We start from the raw sequence: 15,907 nt of genomic DNA on the forward strand, positions 1-15,907 counted from the left end.
ATACTATGGATACTTGTCATCACATCTTTCAGTCGCCTATTGGGCCCCTGGGCATTGCAGGCAATGATCAGTACATCAGTAATATCCTGTTCGAACCACCTGTGATCGAAAATACAGATCAGTTGCCCGATATATTTCTTCAGTGCCTGTCAGAACTGGAAGCCTATTTCGCCGGCAGCCGTCAGGGCTTCAGCTTTGCTATGCAACAGACCGGCACCGATTTTCAGCAATCTGTGTGGCAACAATTGTTGACCATTCCCTATGGCACCACTATTTCTTATATGCAGCTGGCCAAACAGATCAATAATCCAAAAAGCATCCGCGCCGTTGGCAGCGCTAATGGCAGCAATCACTTACCCATCGTAGTGCCTTGCCATCGTGTGATCGGCAGCAATGGTTCGCTCACCGGCTTTGGTGGCGGCATCTGGCGTAAGAAGTGGTTACTGGAACATGAATGGAAATACAAGTATGGAACACAACAATTGTTCTAAAAGTCGTTAGTTGTTAGTCATTAGTCGTTAGTCTGGCGGCTATCAAGATAAGCTTACCTTCTAATAACTAACGACTAACGACTGACGACTAATGACTGTCCCAAATCTGATCTGGTCAATTTTTATAAAACTGCATCTGTTTTAGATTGTTTTTTTATGTGAATTTTGCTCTCTCTACCGATATAATCTAAACGTTGGAAAGATGAATGCCCGCCTGGAACAAGACCTTACACAACTGGATGAGCTGCTCACAGCAGCACAACGATTCAGTGCCGACCTGTTGTCCCGTGTGGATGAGCTGCCCGCCAGCATCGCGATGCCCGAACAGGCAGAGGCCTTGCTGCCCGAAGATGGCGCCGGTGCTATCGCTACCCTGAACAGGTTCAGAGAACAGTATGGCCCTTACCTGGCAGCTGGCGCAGGTCCCCGCTACTGGGGCTTTGTTACCGGAGGGGTGACGCCGGCTGCATTGGCAGGCGACTGGCTCGCATCCGCAATAGACATGAACGCGGCGGACAAAGGCGGTGCAGCTTTCAATATTGAAATAGAAGCCGTGCAGCTTTTACGTCAACTGTTTGGCTTACCGGATACTTTCGCCGGCAGCTTTGTCAGCGGCGCTACCATGTCAAATTTTACCGGTCTCGCAGTGGCCCGCCAATGGCTGGGCCGGCAGCAGGGAAAAGATATCAGCCAGCAAGGCCTGGGCGTCTTGCATGATGTACGCGTGCTTTCCTGCGTACCTCATTCAAGCGTGCCCAAATGCCTCTCCATGTTGGGCATCGGCAGGGATGCACTGGTGAAGATCCCGGCGCTGCCCCTGCGCGAATCAGTGAACATTGCAGCACTGGAATCCTGGCTGGAAGAACATAAAGGACAGCCGGTCATTTATGTGGCCAGCGCAGGTACCGTTAATACTACTGATTTTGATGATATTGCTGCATTGGCAGCTCTGAAGCAGCGTTATAATTTCTGGTTACACGTAGATGCCGCCTTCGGAGGATTTGCCGCCTGCAGCCCTAAATACAGGCATTTGCTGAAAGGATGGGAAGAGGCAGACAGCATCACCATCGACGCCCACAAATGGATGAACGTTCCTTATGATTCGGCCATGATCTTTTGCAGGCATCCGGATCTGCAGGCAGAAACTTTCAAGAATGTAGGCGCCGCCTATCTCGGTGATCCTGCCAAAGATTTCAACTTCATTCATCACGTTCCTGAAAACTCCCGCCGCTTACGCGCATTGCCAGCCTGGTATTCGCTGCTGGCGTATGGCAGACAGGGTTATAAAGATATAGTGGAAGATAATGTACGGCAGGCAAAACTGCTGGGAGCATTGATCGATGATAGTCCGCATTTTATGCTCCTGGCGCCCGTGAATCTTTGCGTGGCATGCTTTACGCTCAACCTTCCGCAGGAAGAGCTGGCAGATGCTACCGCCCGTTTCCTGGATGCGCTCGCAAGCCGCGGACTGGCATTCATGACGCCTACTGTTTACAAGGATACGCCGGCCATCCGCGCTGCCCTCGTAAACTGGCGCACAACAGAAGAAGATGTAAGAAAGACCTGGCAGGAAATGCAAGAAATAGCCATGGCCGTTACCAATCCAAAGCTAGCTGCCAACAGCTAGCAGCTAAAAGCTTAACATGATGCCACAATCCAATCATACAACAAAAGCTTACATGGCACTGGTCATTGTAAGTATTTTCTGGGGCACCACTTACCTCGCTTCCCGTATAGGCGTGCGGCATATGCACGGCCTGATGCTCTCCGGGGTAAGGCAATCAGTAGCCGGCGTGCTGCTGGTGGGCTTCTTTTTACTGAAAGGCTATAAGCTACCAGGGAAAGAGATCTTATCACGCCTCTTTATTATCGGCACCATGATGCTGGTAGGCGCCAATGGGATGCTTACCTGGGCGCTCAAATACATTCCTTCCGGGTTAGGAGCCATCATCGCAGCAACCGTGCCTATCTGGATGACCATCTTCAGCTTCTTCCTGGTACAGCAGAAGAACCGCGTCTCCCCCTTGCTCATAGCTGGGATGGTGATCGGTTTCATAGGGGTGATGGGCATTTTTTCAGACTACCTGGGCGACCTGACCAATCCCGATTTCCGCTTCGGGATCCTGCTGGTGCTGATCAGCTGTTTATCCTGGTCCATGGGCTCAGTGCTCACCGCCAAATGGGCGCTGGAAGTGAACTATCTCTATGGCGCCGGTTTCGAGATGTTGTTCAGCGGTATCATCATGCTGTGCATCACCATGATAACGGGCGATTTCTTCCAGGCGCAGTTCACTGCCGAAGCCTGGGGCAGCCTGCTCTACCTGATCTTCTTCGGCTCCATATTAGGATACTCCGCCTATGTTTATACGCTCAATAATCTGCCGCCTTCACTGGCGTCTGTATACGCATACATCAACCCGATAGTGGCCGTGCTGCTGGGTTGGTTGATATTGGACGAACAATTGAACTGGACCACCGCCATGTCTTGTCTTGTTACGCTCACCGGCGTATACATGGTAAATACAGCAGTGAATAAAAACAAAGAAACGTATGAGCTTAGCTGAGAATACCGCCGCACAGGAAACTGCAAAAGGGCTGGAACAGGTGATCGCGGTGGTGATACCGCAATTGCAGCAGTACACCCCGGCGGAAGCCGCAGAAAGGCCCGCTCCCGGTAAATGGAGCAAAAAAGAAATTATAGGCCATTTGATAGATTCTGCTTTGAACAATCATCAGCGCTTCGTTCGTGCACAGCAAGGGCCTGTAGAATTGCCCGGCTATGCGCAGAACTTCTGGGTGGAAGCCCAGGGCTACCAGGATGCCGACTGGGAAACGCTGATCCTGGTATGGGCTACCATCAATGGTAACCTGGCCCGTATAATGCAACTCATCCCGGCTGAGGCCTTACAACAAACCTGCAGAATAGGGAACAATGAGCCTGTAACACTGGAGTACCTGGTAACAGATTACCTGGATCACTTCAAACATCACCTGCGCCAGCTGCAGGTGACCTTTTAACTGAACGATTTAGATAGAAGTATAGAACAGATGCCCACCCGGTTTTTACCGGATAGGGCATCTTTATTTTAACACAACATTGACCAGATACGCTAAATTTATACCATGACTGTAAAAGAAGCTACCCTTGCCGATGCTGCCGCCGTAGCGGCGCTCTTTGATGCCTACCGCATCTACTATGAACAATCCTCTGATCTGGCCGGCGCCGAACACTTCATTGCCGAGCGCCTGCGCAACCGCGAAAGCGTGATCTACCTGGCCCTGGATGAAGGCCGCCCTGTTGGATTCACACAGCTCTATCCTTTCTTTACCTCCGTAGGCATGAAACGCGCCTGGGTACTGAACGATCTGTATGTTGCTGAAGATTACCGCAACCGCGGTGTTGGCAGGGCATTAATAGCCGCCGCACAAGATCTCGCCAGGTCTACCTCCGCCAAATGGATCATGCTGCAAACCTATACCAGCAACATCAACGCACAGGCCCTGTACGAAAAGCTGGGCTTTGAAAAGGACACAAGTTCCTACTACTATTATCTGGGCGTTTGATATCTTTATGCCCATGGAAACGATACACAACAATCCATGGAAGATACTCTCCAGCGAAGTCCGGTATGACAATAACTGGATACGGCTCACCGAGCACCAGGTATTGAACCCTGCCGGTGGTCCGGGCATTTACGGCGTTGTACATTTCAAGAACCTGGCCATCGGGGTCGTGGCCCTCGATGAAGAACAGCATATCTACCTCGTGGGTCAGTACCGTTTCCCCCTGGAACAGTTTTCCTGGGAGATTCCGGAAGGCGGTGGTCCAATGGAAGATGATCCGCTTTTCTCCGCCCAAAGGGAACTGCTGGAAGAAACCGGACTGGTAGCTTCCCAATGGGAGCCGATCGTTTACATGCACCTCTCTAATTCCGTTTCCGACGAAAAAGGTATCGTTTACCTGGCCCGCGGCCTGGAGCAACGCACCGCCCAGCCGGAAGAGACAGAAGAGCTTACCACACAGCGCATTCCCTTTGAACAGGCCTACCAGATGGTAAAAACACACCAGATCACCGATTCGCTGTCTATTGCCGCCATCCAGAAGATAAAGCTGATGATGCTGGAAGGGGAGTTGTAAGAACTTCGTAACTTGCAGCCAATGGATCAACGCAAAAACACTTCATACCGTGGAGGCGCGCCCCGCAAACAAGCTGCGCCCAGGCCCAAAGCCTCTTCCATGGTAATAGGACGGCAGCCGGTGATGGAGGCGATACAGGCAGGCAAAACGATTGAACGCATCTTTATGCTGCGCAATGCCACCGGCGACATCATCCCCCAGATCAAACAGCTGGCTGCCCAGTACAACATTCCCATCAACCTGGTGCCGGTAGAAAAGCTGAACAGCCTTACCCAGGCCAATCACCAGGGATGTATCGCTATTACAGGCCAGGTTGCCTACCTCGATCTGCAGGACGTAATCTCCCATACAATAGATCAGGGCCTCACCCCCCTGTTCCTGATACTGGACGGTATTACAGATGTACGTAATATAGGCGCCATCGCTCGCAGCGCTGTTTGCTGCGGCGCCCAGGCCATCATTATCCCGGATAAGGGCATCGCCTCCCTCAACGAGGAAGCCATTAAATCTTCTGCCGGCGCATTGGAAAAGATCTCCGTTTGCAGGGTCAACAGCCTCCTGAAGGCCATTGACACACTGCACCTCAACGGTATCAAGGTAATGGCCAGCGAAATGGAAGCAACGGAAAAACTCTATGACTGTGACCTGAAAGAACCAGTGGCAGTGATCATGGGCTCAGAAGATAAAGGCGTGTATCCCGCCCTGTTAAAAGCAGCGGATACCCTTTTCCGTATCCCCATGAGCAACAATTTCGAATCTTTTAATGTTTCCGTTGCCGCCGGCATCATCCTGTATGAAGCAATGAAACAAAGAGAAAATGTTTAAAGTTTAAGGTTTGAGGTTTGATGTTCATGACATGCAACTTTCACAATGGCAGCTCGTCATGAACCTCAAACCGCAAACTAACCTCAAACCTCAAACTTCAAACCTCAAACCTGGATATATGAAACTGATCGAATGTCCCCGCGATGCCATGCAGGGATGGACGCATCCCATCTCCACGGCCGATAAGGTAAATTATCTGAACACCTTGTTGCAGGTTGGTTTTGATACAATCGACTTTGGCAGCTTCGTATCGCCTAAAGCCATTCCCCAGATGGCCGATACGGCAGCCGTATTGACAAAACTGCAGCTCCCCGTTAATGGCAGCCGTCTGCTGGCGATAGTGGCCAACCAGCGCGGAGCAGAAGAAGCAGTGATGTTCGATGAGATCACTTACCTGGGATATCCCTTCTCTATTTCAGAAACCTTCCAGCTGAGGAATACCAATAAAACCATCGCAGAATCGCTGGAGCTGGTGCAAACCCTGCAGGAGCTCTGCATCAAGAACAGTAAACAGCTGGTCGTGTACATCTCCATGGGCTTCGGCAATCCCTACGACGATCCCTATGATGCAGGCATCGCTGCACAATGGGTCAGCGAGCTGGCAGGGATGGACATCTCCATCATCTCACTGGCAGACACCGTAGGTGTGGCAGAACCAGCCACTATCACCCACCTGTTCAAAGAGCTGATACCAGCCTATCCCGGGGTAGAATTCGGTGCACATTTTCATTCTGCACCGCATAACTGGGAAGAAAAGGTGATAGCCGCCTACAATGAGGGATGCCGCCGTTTCGACAGCACGATCAAAGGGATAGGAGGCTGCCCTATGGCAAAAGACGACCTGGTGGGCAACCTTGCCACGGAGAACCTCTTATGGTTCTGCCAACAACATAACGAGGAATTAAAACTAAACCAATCTGCTTTGCAGGAGGCTCAACGCCTCGCCGAGAGAATATTTATCTACTAACTGCTAAGCGCCAGCCGCTAAAAGCCAATTACCATGCACTTCCGTCTCACTTTTCCTGTTGCACCGCTTGAACCTGCTTTCGAATACCGGGATCAGATACTGCTGATGGGTTCCTGTTTTGCAGAGGAAATGGGAGAAAAGCTGCAGCAGCATTTATTCCCCGCCCTGCTTAACCCGCATGGCATTCTCTATAATCCTGTCAGCATTACCAAAGCGGTGCACAGTTACCTGGATCATAAAAAGTATACGGAAGCAGACCTTTTTATGCACGATGATCTCTGGCACAGCTGGGACCATCACAGCCGTTTTTCTGCCCTTACGCCTGCAGCGGTATTAGACCATATCAACGCTGCACAGCAGGAGGCTGCGGCTTATCTGAGTAAAGCCCGCTGGCTGGTGATCACCCTGGGCTCTGCACATGCTTATGTATTAAAGGAAACCGGGCAGCTGGTAGCCAATTGCCATAAAGTACCCATGTCGGCTTTCTATAAAAAACTGCTGACAGTAGATGAGATCATCACCGCCCTCGATAATATGATGCACCGGCTCTTTTTCCGTAACCGGGATATCAATATACTCTTCACCGTTAGCCCGGTACGTTATGCCCGCGATGGGGTAGTAGAGAACAACCTCAGCAAGGCCATTCTTCTACAGGTAGTCCATCAGCTGGTCAATAAATTTGACCGCCTCTTCTATTTCCCTGCCTACGAGCTGGTAATAGACGACCTCCGCGATTACCGTTTCTATAAAGACGACCTGGTACATCCCAACGAAACCGCCGTGAATTATGTATGGGAACATTTTGTGAACAGCTGTATTCACCCCGGCAGTCAGCAACTGCTGAAGCACATCCAGGACCTGAACAGGGCCCGTCAGCATAAACCTTTTAATCCCGAAAGCCCCCAGCATCAGCAATTTCTCCGCACATACGCCCGTAAAGTAGCCGCCCTGCAGCAGGAGCATCCCTATCTGCCCCTCCGGGAACTGGCCAATTACTTCGGTAACTAGTGCACTAATTATTAATTGTTAATTATTAACTATTAATACCCCCTCCGCCTGCGGATCCTTGATAAAGAAAACACCTATGAAGAAACATACCACAGCAATGCCTATGGGGTAAATAAGCCCTGCCAGGTGATTGTGTGTTTGTGTTACCAGTAATGTTGAAATGGTAGGCAACAGGCCTCCAAATACGCCATTGCCCAGGTGATAGGGTAGCGACATAGAAGTATAACGGATCCTTGTCGGGAATAGCTCCACCAGGAAGGCGGCAATAGGGGCGTACACCATCGTAACGAACAATACCTGTATAAATACCAGGAACACCAGCCAGGCCATATTGGTAGTGCTCACCGTTACTTCCCGTTTAACTTCCGTTTTGGCGCCGGTGGTAGCCGTAATTTCTTTTACCTGTGTTCCATCATCGTATACGCGTATACGGGAGAGCCTTTCCGTGCTGGATCCATCCTTGTTAGGCGTAAGCTTGCTCTCTATGCGGTATTGGCCCGGCAGCTCCTGTTTGTGCTCCAGTTTCACGGTATTGTCCATCGCCCTGTAAATAGGGTAGTAGGCGAGTGCTGCCAGCAGTAAGCCGCTCATCATGATCTTCTTTCGCCCTATCTTGTCAGACAGCTTACCGAAATAAATAAAGAAGGGGGTGCCCAGCACCAGCGCAATGGCGATCACGATATTGGATTGTACAAATTCCAGCTCCATGGTCTTTTGTAGAAAGGAAAGCGCATAGAACTGCCCCGTGTACCATACCACCCCTTGTCCCATAGTGGCGCCGAACAAAGCCAGCAGCACCAGCCGCAGGTTCTCTTTCTTGCCGAAGCTTTCTTTGATCGGGTTACGGGAAGTCTTACCTTCTGCTTTCAGCTGCGCAAACAGGGGAGATTCCTGCAGGCGGATCCGGATATAGTAAGACATGATCACCAGGAACACCGATAACCAGAACGGAATTCTCCAGCCCCAGCTATTAAAGTCTTCCGGCGCCATTACATTACGGGTAATCAGGATCACCGCCAGTGAAACAAATAGTCCAAGGGTGGCCGTAGTTTGTATAAAGCTGGTGTAATAGCCGCGTTGATGTGCCGGAGAGTGCTCTGCCACATAAGTGGCTGCACCTCCGTATTCGCCGCCAAGGGCCAGGCCTTGTAACAGCCGCAATAAGAGCACGATGATAGGCGCGAGTATGCCTATACGTTGATAATCAGGTATCAGGCCAATGGCAAAGGTAGACCCGCCCATGATCAGCAGTGTCAGTAGAAAAGTGTATTTACGCCCGGCAATGTCTCCCAGCCGCCCGAAGATGATCGCCCCGAACGGACGCACCACAAAACCTACGGCAAAGGTGGCCAGCGTAGCGATATAGGCCAGGTCAGGGTTACTGGGCGGAAAGAATTTCTCAGAGATAATGGCCGACAGGCTGCCGAAAATGTAAAAGTCGTACCACTCGATCAATGTGCCGGCAGACGACGCAAGGATTACCTGCCAGATATTCTGGTTTTTCGTGTTTTTCATCCGTAGCTTTTATAAAAGAGGGGAGAAGATAGAAAAAATATTAGTATTTTTTAATCTTTTATAGGGGAAATGGGGCTGGCCCTCGTTTTACTGTCGGATGAATCCGTTAACTTTAGACATATCCGTTGAGCTTAGTGGACAGTATCATATGAGGTTTTATAGCATAATACTAGCGTTATTGTTTGGAATTTGTATACACCCGGCCGGTTTGCAGGCGCAAACAGGCAAGGAAAGGCCCAAAATAGGGTTGACACTCAGCGGCGGAGGGGCTAAGGGACTGGCCCACATCGGCATCCTGCAGGCATTGGACAGCGCAGGGCTAAAAGTAGACTACATTACGGGCACCAGTATGGGCAGTATTGTAGGCGCCCTGTATGCGATGGGCTATTCCGGCGATACTATCGAAATACTGGCCCATAAGCTGAATTGGGATAACCTCTTTGCCAATCAGCCTGCGCTTACAGACATCTCCTACGAAGAAAAGAGCGAATACAATAAATACATTATTGAAATCCCTTTTGAATATGGCAAGCCAAAATTAGGATCCGGTGTGATCACCGGGGAGCAGCTCTGGCTGGAACTGGCCCGTCTCTGCTGGCCAGCCAAGGATGTAAGGGATTTCACGAAGCTGAACATCCCTTTTAAATGTATTGCTACAGATGTAGCCACCGGCGACATCGTAACGCTGGATACCGGCCATATTGTATCCAGTCTCAGGGCCAGTATGGCCATTCCTTCCATTTTCACCGCCGTTAAGATAGGCGACCGGAAACTGGTGGATGGTGGCGTGGTACGCAATTTCCCCGTGATCACGGCAAAGGAGATGGGCGCTGATATCGTGATCGGCTCCAATGTTGCAGGAGGTCTCCGCAAAGCCGATAAGCTGGTAACCGCTTTTGATATTCTCTATCAGCTGGGCTTTTATAAGGATGCGATTGATTTTAAGGACGCCCGCAAACAATGTGACATCTATATTCATCATGACCTGGAGAATTACTCAGCCGCCAGCTTTGGCAGCGTGGATTCTATTATAGCGCTGGGCAAGATCAAAGGCCGTGAAATGTATCCTGTTTTCAAGCACCTGGCAGATTCACTGAACGCCTTGTACCCCGGCACTCCTTTTGTGAAAGACCGGCTGCCTTTTGTACCGGATGTGGAGCTTACCTCCGTGCATGTGAAAGGCCTGGTGCATTCTGATGAGAAATTCTTTTTGGGAAGGATGAACCTCAAGCCTGATGGCTGCTACAACCCCGGGCAGTTAGGCGATGCGTTGCGCAATGTATTCGGCACCCGTTTCTATAAAGAGATCACTTATGACCTGTTGCCCGATGGTCCGGCTAAAAGCCGCATGGATGTGCAGGTGGAAGAGAATCCGCTCACCTATGTAAAAGTGGCTTTGAATTATAACACCTATACCAATGCCAGCGCTATAGTAAACATCACCCAGCGCAACTTCATCGTTCCCAACTCCCGTTCCTTTGTTACCGCCGGTATCAGTGAGAATCCCCGTTTGCGCGCAGAGTATTTTAAATACCTGGGAAGGAAAAGAGATTTCGGTTTTGGTATGGGCCTGTATTACGAGAATAATGGATTGAACCTCTATGAGGATTTTCGCCGCTCGCAGCAATATCGTACCAACTATGCCAATACAGAAATACATATGCAATATGCCCTGAGCCGGATCATGAGCGTGGGTGTAGGCACCCGTTGGGAGTATTTTAATTACCGGCCTACTTTCGATTCTAAAGAAGAGATCAGGGGCAATACCAATCAGCTGAATTCTTTCCTTAACTTCGGGATCAACTCGCTGGACCGTAAGATCTATCCCCGTAGTGGTACAGACCTGCAGCTGGAAGCCGGCTATGTGTACAACCAGAACCACGGCTTCCGCGCCTATAGCAACGGACAGGAGATCCACCTCGACAGCCTGAAACTGAGCTTTAATAATTACCAGCATGCCACGCTGCAGTTTAAATACTACTTCCCCCTGGGAGGAGAAGATGCCTTGCAGTTCGGCGCTGCCGGAGGGGTAAACTATAACTATGATCAGCCTATTGTAAATGGATACCTGCTGGGGGGCCTTAATAATGTAACACATCACCAGCTTACCTTCCCCGGTATCTATGAGGGCGAGGTAATTACTTCCAGCGCGGCCATCGTACAGCTGGCATACCAGCGCGAAATAGTGCGTAATATCTTCTTAGTACCAAGAGCAGGCGTAGCCGTTTATGACTTCATCAACGATGTGAGTGCCAAATACAAATACCTGAGCGGGTATTCCATGACTGCAGGCTACAATTCCCGCCTCGGGCCCATCGAAGCTTCTCTCATGTACTGCGACCAGGACGGTCGCCTGCGGGGTTACGTAAATATCGGCTTCAATTTTTAGCTACTAGCTATTAGCTGCTAGCAGCTAGTAGCTAGTAGCTAATTAATGCATTCTATCGCCCCTTACTTCCATCTCTTTCAAAATATCGGCTTCTGTCTTCAGCCAGTACTGCCAGCGTTGTGTAACCTTGTCTTCTGGCATATATTCTCTGGCCAGGTCAATGAACAGGCGGTAATGCCCAGCTTCTGATATCATGAACTTGCGGTAGAATTCCCGCAGGTAATCATCTTCCAGTCCTTCGCTTAGCAAACGGAAACGTTCGCAGCTGCGTGCTTCTATCAATGCACAGATCAGCAGCTTGTCCAGCAGCTGGTCTTCCGCAGTACCGCCCTTTACCTGGTGCTGCATCAGTTCGTTCACGTAAGCGTCTTTCCGTTGTTTGCCCAGTGAATAGCCTCTCTTCTTCATCTCTGCCAATACTTGCCGGAAATGGCCCCATTCTTCTGTAACGATAGGAGCGAGGTCCTGTACCAGCCGGTCCTTCTCCGGGTAACGTTGTATCAGGGAAATGCAGGCGGTAGCAGCTTTCTGTTCACAAAAAGCATGATCGGTCAATACCGCCTCCAAGGAGATGGAGGCGAGGTCAACCCAGCGAGGGTCCGTTGGCAGCTGCAAGCCAAGGATGGAAACTTTGGACATAATTATATAAGGTCTTAAGGCCGCAAGTTATATTTTTTATCCTTTATCGTATTGCGCCAATATCATCCGTTAGGATAGCCGCTGTTAGGATTTACATTACATTCCTTAGCTTTGGCGAATGAACGATGACTTTCTGCTATCGCAACTGGAACAGCGCAGGGCACAACATGCCTTCAGGGAGCTGAAGCTGCCTCCGCCGCATATGGTGGACCTTTGCTCCAATGATTACCTGGGACTGGCGCGCAGCGGCGCCATGCAGGAGGCGGTGCACGCCCTGCTGATGGAAAGGCCCTATATGCATGGCAGTACAGGATCCCGCCTGCTGGCAGGCAATTACGCCTGGGTAGAAGAAGCGGAAAGCAACCTGGCAGCGTTTCATGCAGCGCCTGCAGGGCTGATCTACAACTCCGGTTATGACGCCAATGTAGGATTGTTTTCCTGTGTGCCGCAGAAGGAGGATACCGTCATCTACGATCAGCTGATCCATGCCTCCATCCGCGATGGCATCCGGCTAAGCCGCGCCCAATCCTTTTCTTTTATACACAATGATGTAGGCGACCTCGAAAAGAAGCTGCGCCGCGCCAGCGGTAATATATTCGTTGCCGTAGAATCTGTTTATTCCATGGATGGCGACATGTCGCCGCTCAAAGCCATCGCCGAGGCCTGTCAAAAAGCCGGCGCGCATCTTATTGTTGACGAAGCGCATGCCACCGGCGTAGTAGGTGAAAGCGGAGAAGGTTTAATACAGGTCCTGGGCCTGGCAGATGCGTGCTTTGCCCGTGTGCATACCTTTGGTAAAGCCCTGGGCTGCCACGGCGCCATCGTGCTGGGATCAGATGTGCTCCGCAGTTATCTCATCAACTTTTCCCGTTCCTTTATCTATACCACTGCCTTACCCCCAACCGCCATTGCAGCGGTCATGGCCAGCTATAACCTCTTCCCCTATATGAAGGAGGCCCGTGAGCACCTGGCAGCGTTGATCGCCCGTTTTCGCCAGCGCACTTCCTCGCTGCAGGTATTACCCAGCGAAACGCCGATACAGATTGTACTGACCCCAGGCAACGAATTTACCCGCCGCCAGGCCGCCACACTGCAGGAGGCTGGCCTGGATGTAAGACCTATCCTGCATCCCACCGTGCCTAAAGGACAAGAGCGGCTGCGTATCGTGCTGCATAGCTTCAACACATTTGATGAAGTGGATCAGTGTACACAGTTATTAGTTGCTAGTCGCTAGTCATTAGTCGTTAGTGATTAGGAGGATATTGGCCCAATACTAACGACTAATGACTAGCGACTAACGACTTTTCTCATTTTTTTCCCCTAACTTCATCACATTAGCATATTCTTATGAAATTCATTCCCTTTCTTATCTCGGCCGCCATTACCCTCATCCTGATCAGCGTATTGAACCGCCAGTGGGGAGCTACCCCGCCGCTGGGCAAATTCCTGAGCCCCCAGGAAGGATTCTGGCAGAACGCAGAACCTATCGGAAAAGATTTTAATGACGAACTATCCTTACCCGGACTGAAAGGCAAAGTGGAAGTATGGTTAGACGACCGCATGGTGCCTCACGTGTTCGCAGAAAGAGAAGCGGACGCCTTTTTTGTACAGGGCTATCTGCATGCCCGCGACCGGCTCTGGCAGATGGAGCTGCAGACACTGGCCGCCCAGGGCCGTTTGTCGGAGATCCTCGGCCCTAAGCTCCTGGAGTATGACCGCAGGCAACGCCGCATGGGCATGGGCTATGCCGCGGAAGTAGCTGCTGCCGAAATGTTGCGTGACAGCACCACTAAAGTAGCCATAGAAGCCTATAGCGCCGGTGTGAACACCTACATCAGCAGTTTGTCATATAGCGACTTACCTGTGGAATACAAACTGCTCAACTATCGTCCAGAGCCATGGTCTGCCCTGAAGAGCGGCGCCCTGTTAAAATACATGTCTTACGACCTCACCGGCGGCGCTAACGATCTTGAGTATACGAATGCACGGCATATCTTCACACAGGCCGATTTTGATAACATGTACCCGGACCGTAACGACAGCATTGACCCGGTGATCCCCAAAGGCACCGCCTTTGATAAACCGGTGAAAAATGCCGTGCTGCCGGCCGACAGCTCGCTTAAAGAAATAGCCGCCATGCTGGACTTCCGGGAAGATAAGCCCGATCCCGACAATGGCAGTAATAACTGGGCCGTAGGCGGCAGCAAGACCCGCAGCGGGGCGCCTATCCTTTGTAACGATCCGCACCTGGGCCTGAGCCTGCCTTCCCTCTGGTACGAAGTGCAGCTGCACACACCCAATATGAATGTATACGGCGCCAGCCTGCCCGGCGCTCCTGGGGTTATTATCGGCTTTAACGACCATATCGCCTGGGGCGTTACCAATGGTTCTGAAGATGTAAAGGACTACTACGCCGTAAAGTTCAGGAATGGCCGCAGCCAGTACCTGTTCAAAGGCGAATACCGGAATGCCTCGCAGCGGGTGGAAATCATAAAGGTAAAAGGGCAGGAGCCTTATTACGACACCGTGGCTTATACCGTATGGGGCCCTGTAATGTATGACAATACCTTCCATGACGATGTGCCCGGACAACCTTTCCTGGCCCTGCGCTGGAAAGCCCACGATCATTCCAACGAAATACTCACTTTCCTGAAGCTGGACAAGGCCCGCACTTATGAAGACTACCTGGAGGCCCTGCAGCATTATACCTGCCCAGCACAGAACTTTGTATTTGCTTCCAAAACAGGCGATATAGCGCTCTGGCATAACGGACAGTTCCCCCTGCGCTGGAAAAACCAGGGCAAGTATATCCTCCCCGGCAGCAACAGTACCTTTGCCTGGCAGGGCTATATTCCGCAGGCAGAGAACCCGCATATCAGGAACCCGGAAAGGGGATTTGTAAGCTCCGCCAACCAGCAGCCTACAGACAGCAGCTATCCATATTATTACTTTGGTTATTATGATCTGTACCGTGGTAAGCGTATCAATGAGCGTCTGTCTGCCATGAACCAGATCACCATTCAGGATATGATGCAGCTGCAGAACGACAATGCCAATCTCTTTGCCCGGGCGGCCAAGCCTTTGCTGAATGCACATCTGCCCCAGCAATCCCTGACAGCCGCACAGCAGCCTTATTACCAGGTCCTGCAGGAATGGAACCTGGAGAATGCCCCGAACAGTAAAGGTGCTACCATCTTCTATATGTTATGGGAAGGGCTGAAAAAACGGATCTGGGACGATGAGCTGATGAACCGCGAAGACAGCCTGGTAATGGATTACCCCACCGACAATGCCTCTCTCTTATGGCTGATCCGTGATTCTTCCATGCATTTTGTAGATGATATTCATACCGCAAGAAAAGAAACCCTTACCGACCTGGTTCGGGAGACCTTTGCCGAGGTGGCAGATTCTGCCCAAAAACTGGATAAGCAGCAACGCCTGGAATGGGGCCGTTTCCGCGGTACGGATATACGTCACCTTACCCGCGCCCTGCCCGCCTTCAGCCAGATGCACCTGTACACCGGTGGCGGCACCCACGTTGTGAACGCCACCAAGGCTAACCATGGTCCCTCCTGGCGTATGATCGTGCAATTAGGGCCTACCACGGAGGCATATGGTATCTACCCCGGAGGCCAAAGCGGTAACCCGGGCAGTCCCTATTATGACAACAGCGTACAAGACTGGGCACATGGCAACTATTACCAGCTCCGTATCTTTGACACCCAGCATAAGGATGATCCGGCCGTGAAATTTAAGATGCTGCTGCAACCCGAAGAATAAGCCAAAGGCATTTAAGATAAGGTTAAAAAGCCTGTCCGTCACCTGGCGGACAGGCTTTTTTGTGCCATATAGCTGGGAGCTTCCAATATTACCTGCTATTTTTTAACAAGATACCGCCAGGATATCTGCTACTTATAAAAGGGGCTTATATCTCG

The 15,907-nt window shown here is 50.9% G+C and carries 14 protein-coding genes; 12 read left to right on the top strand and 2 right to left on the bottom strand.

The window, feature by feature from the left end:
* Positions 1 to 5: 5 nt before the first annotated feature.
* The 9 genes from ACR9Y8_RS27280 to ACR9Y8_RS27320 all read left to right on the top strand — a co-directional run bounded on the left by ACR9Y8_RS27280 (position 6) and on the right by ACR9Y8_RS27320 (position 7,429).
* A complete protein-coding gene (locus ACR9Y8_RS27280; protein ID WP_481216460.1) occupies positions 6 to 491 on the top strand; it encodes a methylated-DNA--[protein]-cysteine S-methyltransferase in 486 nt (161 codons plus the stop codon).
* 202 nt (positions 492 to 693) lie between these two features.
* Positions 694 to 2,118, top strand: coding sequence for a pyridoxal phosphate-dependent decarboxylase family protein (locus tag ACR9Y8_RS27285; RefSeq protein WP_481216461.1), 1,425 nt, complete (start codon positions 694 to 696; stop codon positions 2,116 to 2,118).
* 16 nt (positions 2,119 to 2,134) lie between these two features.
* Positions 2,135 to 3,055 (top strand): EamA family transporter, encoded by a 921-nt coding sequence (locus tag ACR9Y8_RS27290; protein ID WP_481216462.1) that lies wholly within the window; start codon positions 2,135 to 2,137, stop codon positions 3,053 to 3,055.
* Entirely contained in the window at positions 3,042 to 3,509 is a 468-nt protein-coding gene (locus ACR9Y8_RS27295) for a DinB family protein (protein ID WP_481216463.1), read from the top strand. Before ACR9Y8_RS27290 ends, ACR9Y8_RS27295 begins: the two co-directional genes overlap by 14 nt.
* A 105-nt stretch (positions 3,510 to 3,614) precedes the next feature.
* Positions 3,615 to 4,055 (top strand): GNAT family N-acetyltransferase, encoded by a 441-nt coding sequence (locus ACR9Y8_RS27300; RefSeq protein WP_481216464.1) that lies wholly within the window; start codon positions 3,615 to 3,617, stop codon positions 4,053 to 4,055.
* A 13-nt stretch (positions 4,056 to 4,068) separates the two neighbouring features.
* The gene (locus ACR9Y8_RS27305; protein ID WP_481216465.1) at positions 4,069 to 4,629 is read left to right on the top strand and encodes an NUDIX domain-containing protein; all 561 of its coding nucleotides are present in this window, start codon (positions 4,069 to 4,071) and stop codon (positions 4,627 to 4,629) included.
* A gap of 21 nt (positions 4,630 to 4,650) precedes the next feature.
* Positions 4,651 to 5,454 carry a 23S rRNA (guanosine(2251)-2'-O)-methyltransferase RlmB gene (gene rlmB / locus ACR9Y8_RS27310; RefSeq protein WP_481216466.1) on the top strand — a complete coding sequence of 268 codons (804 nt, stop codon included), beginning with the start codon at positions 4,651 to 4,653 and terminating at the stop codon, positions 5,452 to 5,454.
* Positions 5,455 to 5,572: 118 nt separating this feature from the next.
* Positions 5,573 to 6,421: a hydroxymethylglutaryl-CoA lyase gene (locus ACR9Y8_RS27315; protein WP_481216467.1), complete on the top strand. Its 849-nt coding sequence runs from the start codon at positions 5,573 to 5,575 to the stop codon at positions 6,419 to 6,421.
* A gap of 33 nt (positions 6,422 to 6,454) precedes the next feature.
* Positions 6,455 to 7,429 (top strand): GSCFA domain-containing protein, encoded by a 975-nt coding sequence (locus ACR9Y8_RS27320; protein WP_481216468.1) that lies wholly within the window; start codon positions 6,455 to 6,457, stop codon positions 7,427 to 7,429.
* A gap of 18 nt (positions 7,430 to 7,447) precedes the next feature.
* Here the strand turns inward: ACR9Y8_RS27320 and ACR9Y8_RS27325 are convergent, their stop codons facing one another.
* Positions 7,448 to 8,944, bottom strand: a complete 1,497-nt coding sequence (locus ACR9Y8_RS27325) for an MFS transporter (protein ID WP_481216469.1) — start codon at positions 8,942 to 8,944, stop codon at positions 7,448 to 7,450.
* A 178-nt stretch (positions 8,945 to 9,122) separates the two neighbouring features.
* On the opposite strand from ACR9Y8_RS27325, the gene ACR9Y8_RS27330 reads away from it, so the two are divergent.
* Entirely contained in the window at positions 9,123 to 11,333 is a 2,211-nt protein-coding gene (locus ACR9Y8_RS27330) for a patatin-like phospholipase family protein (protein ID WP_481216470.1), read from the top strand.
* A gap of 42 nt (positions 11,334 to 11,375) precedes the next feature.
* On the opposite strand, the gene ACR9Y8_RS27335 is transcribed toward ACR9Y8_RS27330, so the two are convergent.
* Entirely contained in the window at positions 11,376 to 11,972 is a 597-nt protein-coding gene (locus ACR9Y8_RS27335) for a MiaE family protein (RefSeq protein WP_481216471.1), read from the bottom strand.
* Positions 11,973 to 12,090: 118 nt separating this feature from the next.
* On the opposite strand from ACR9Y8_RS27335, the gene ACR9Y8_RS27340 reads away from it, so the two are divergent.
* Positions 12,091 to 13,206 carry an aminotransferase class I/II-fold pyridoxal phosphate-dependent enzyme gene (locus ACR9Y8_RS27340; RefSeq protein WP_481216472.1) on the top strand — a complete coding sequence of 372 codons (1,116 nt, stop codon included), beginning with the start codon at positions 12,091 to 12,093 and terminating at the stop codon, positions 13,204 to 13,206.
* A 113-nt stretch (positions 13,207 to 13,319) separates the two neighbouring features.
* Entirely contained in the window at positions 13,320 to 15,752 is a 2,433-nt protein-coding gene (locus tag ACR9Y8_RS27345) for a penicillin acylase family protein (protein ID WP_481216473.1), read from the top strand.
* Positions 15,753 to 15,907: the final 155 nt, after the last annotated feature.

The sequence above is a fragment of the Chitinophaga sp. SVR4-12A genome (assembly GCF_056754765.1).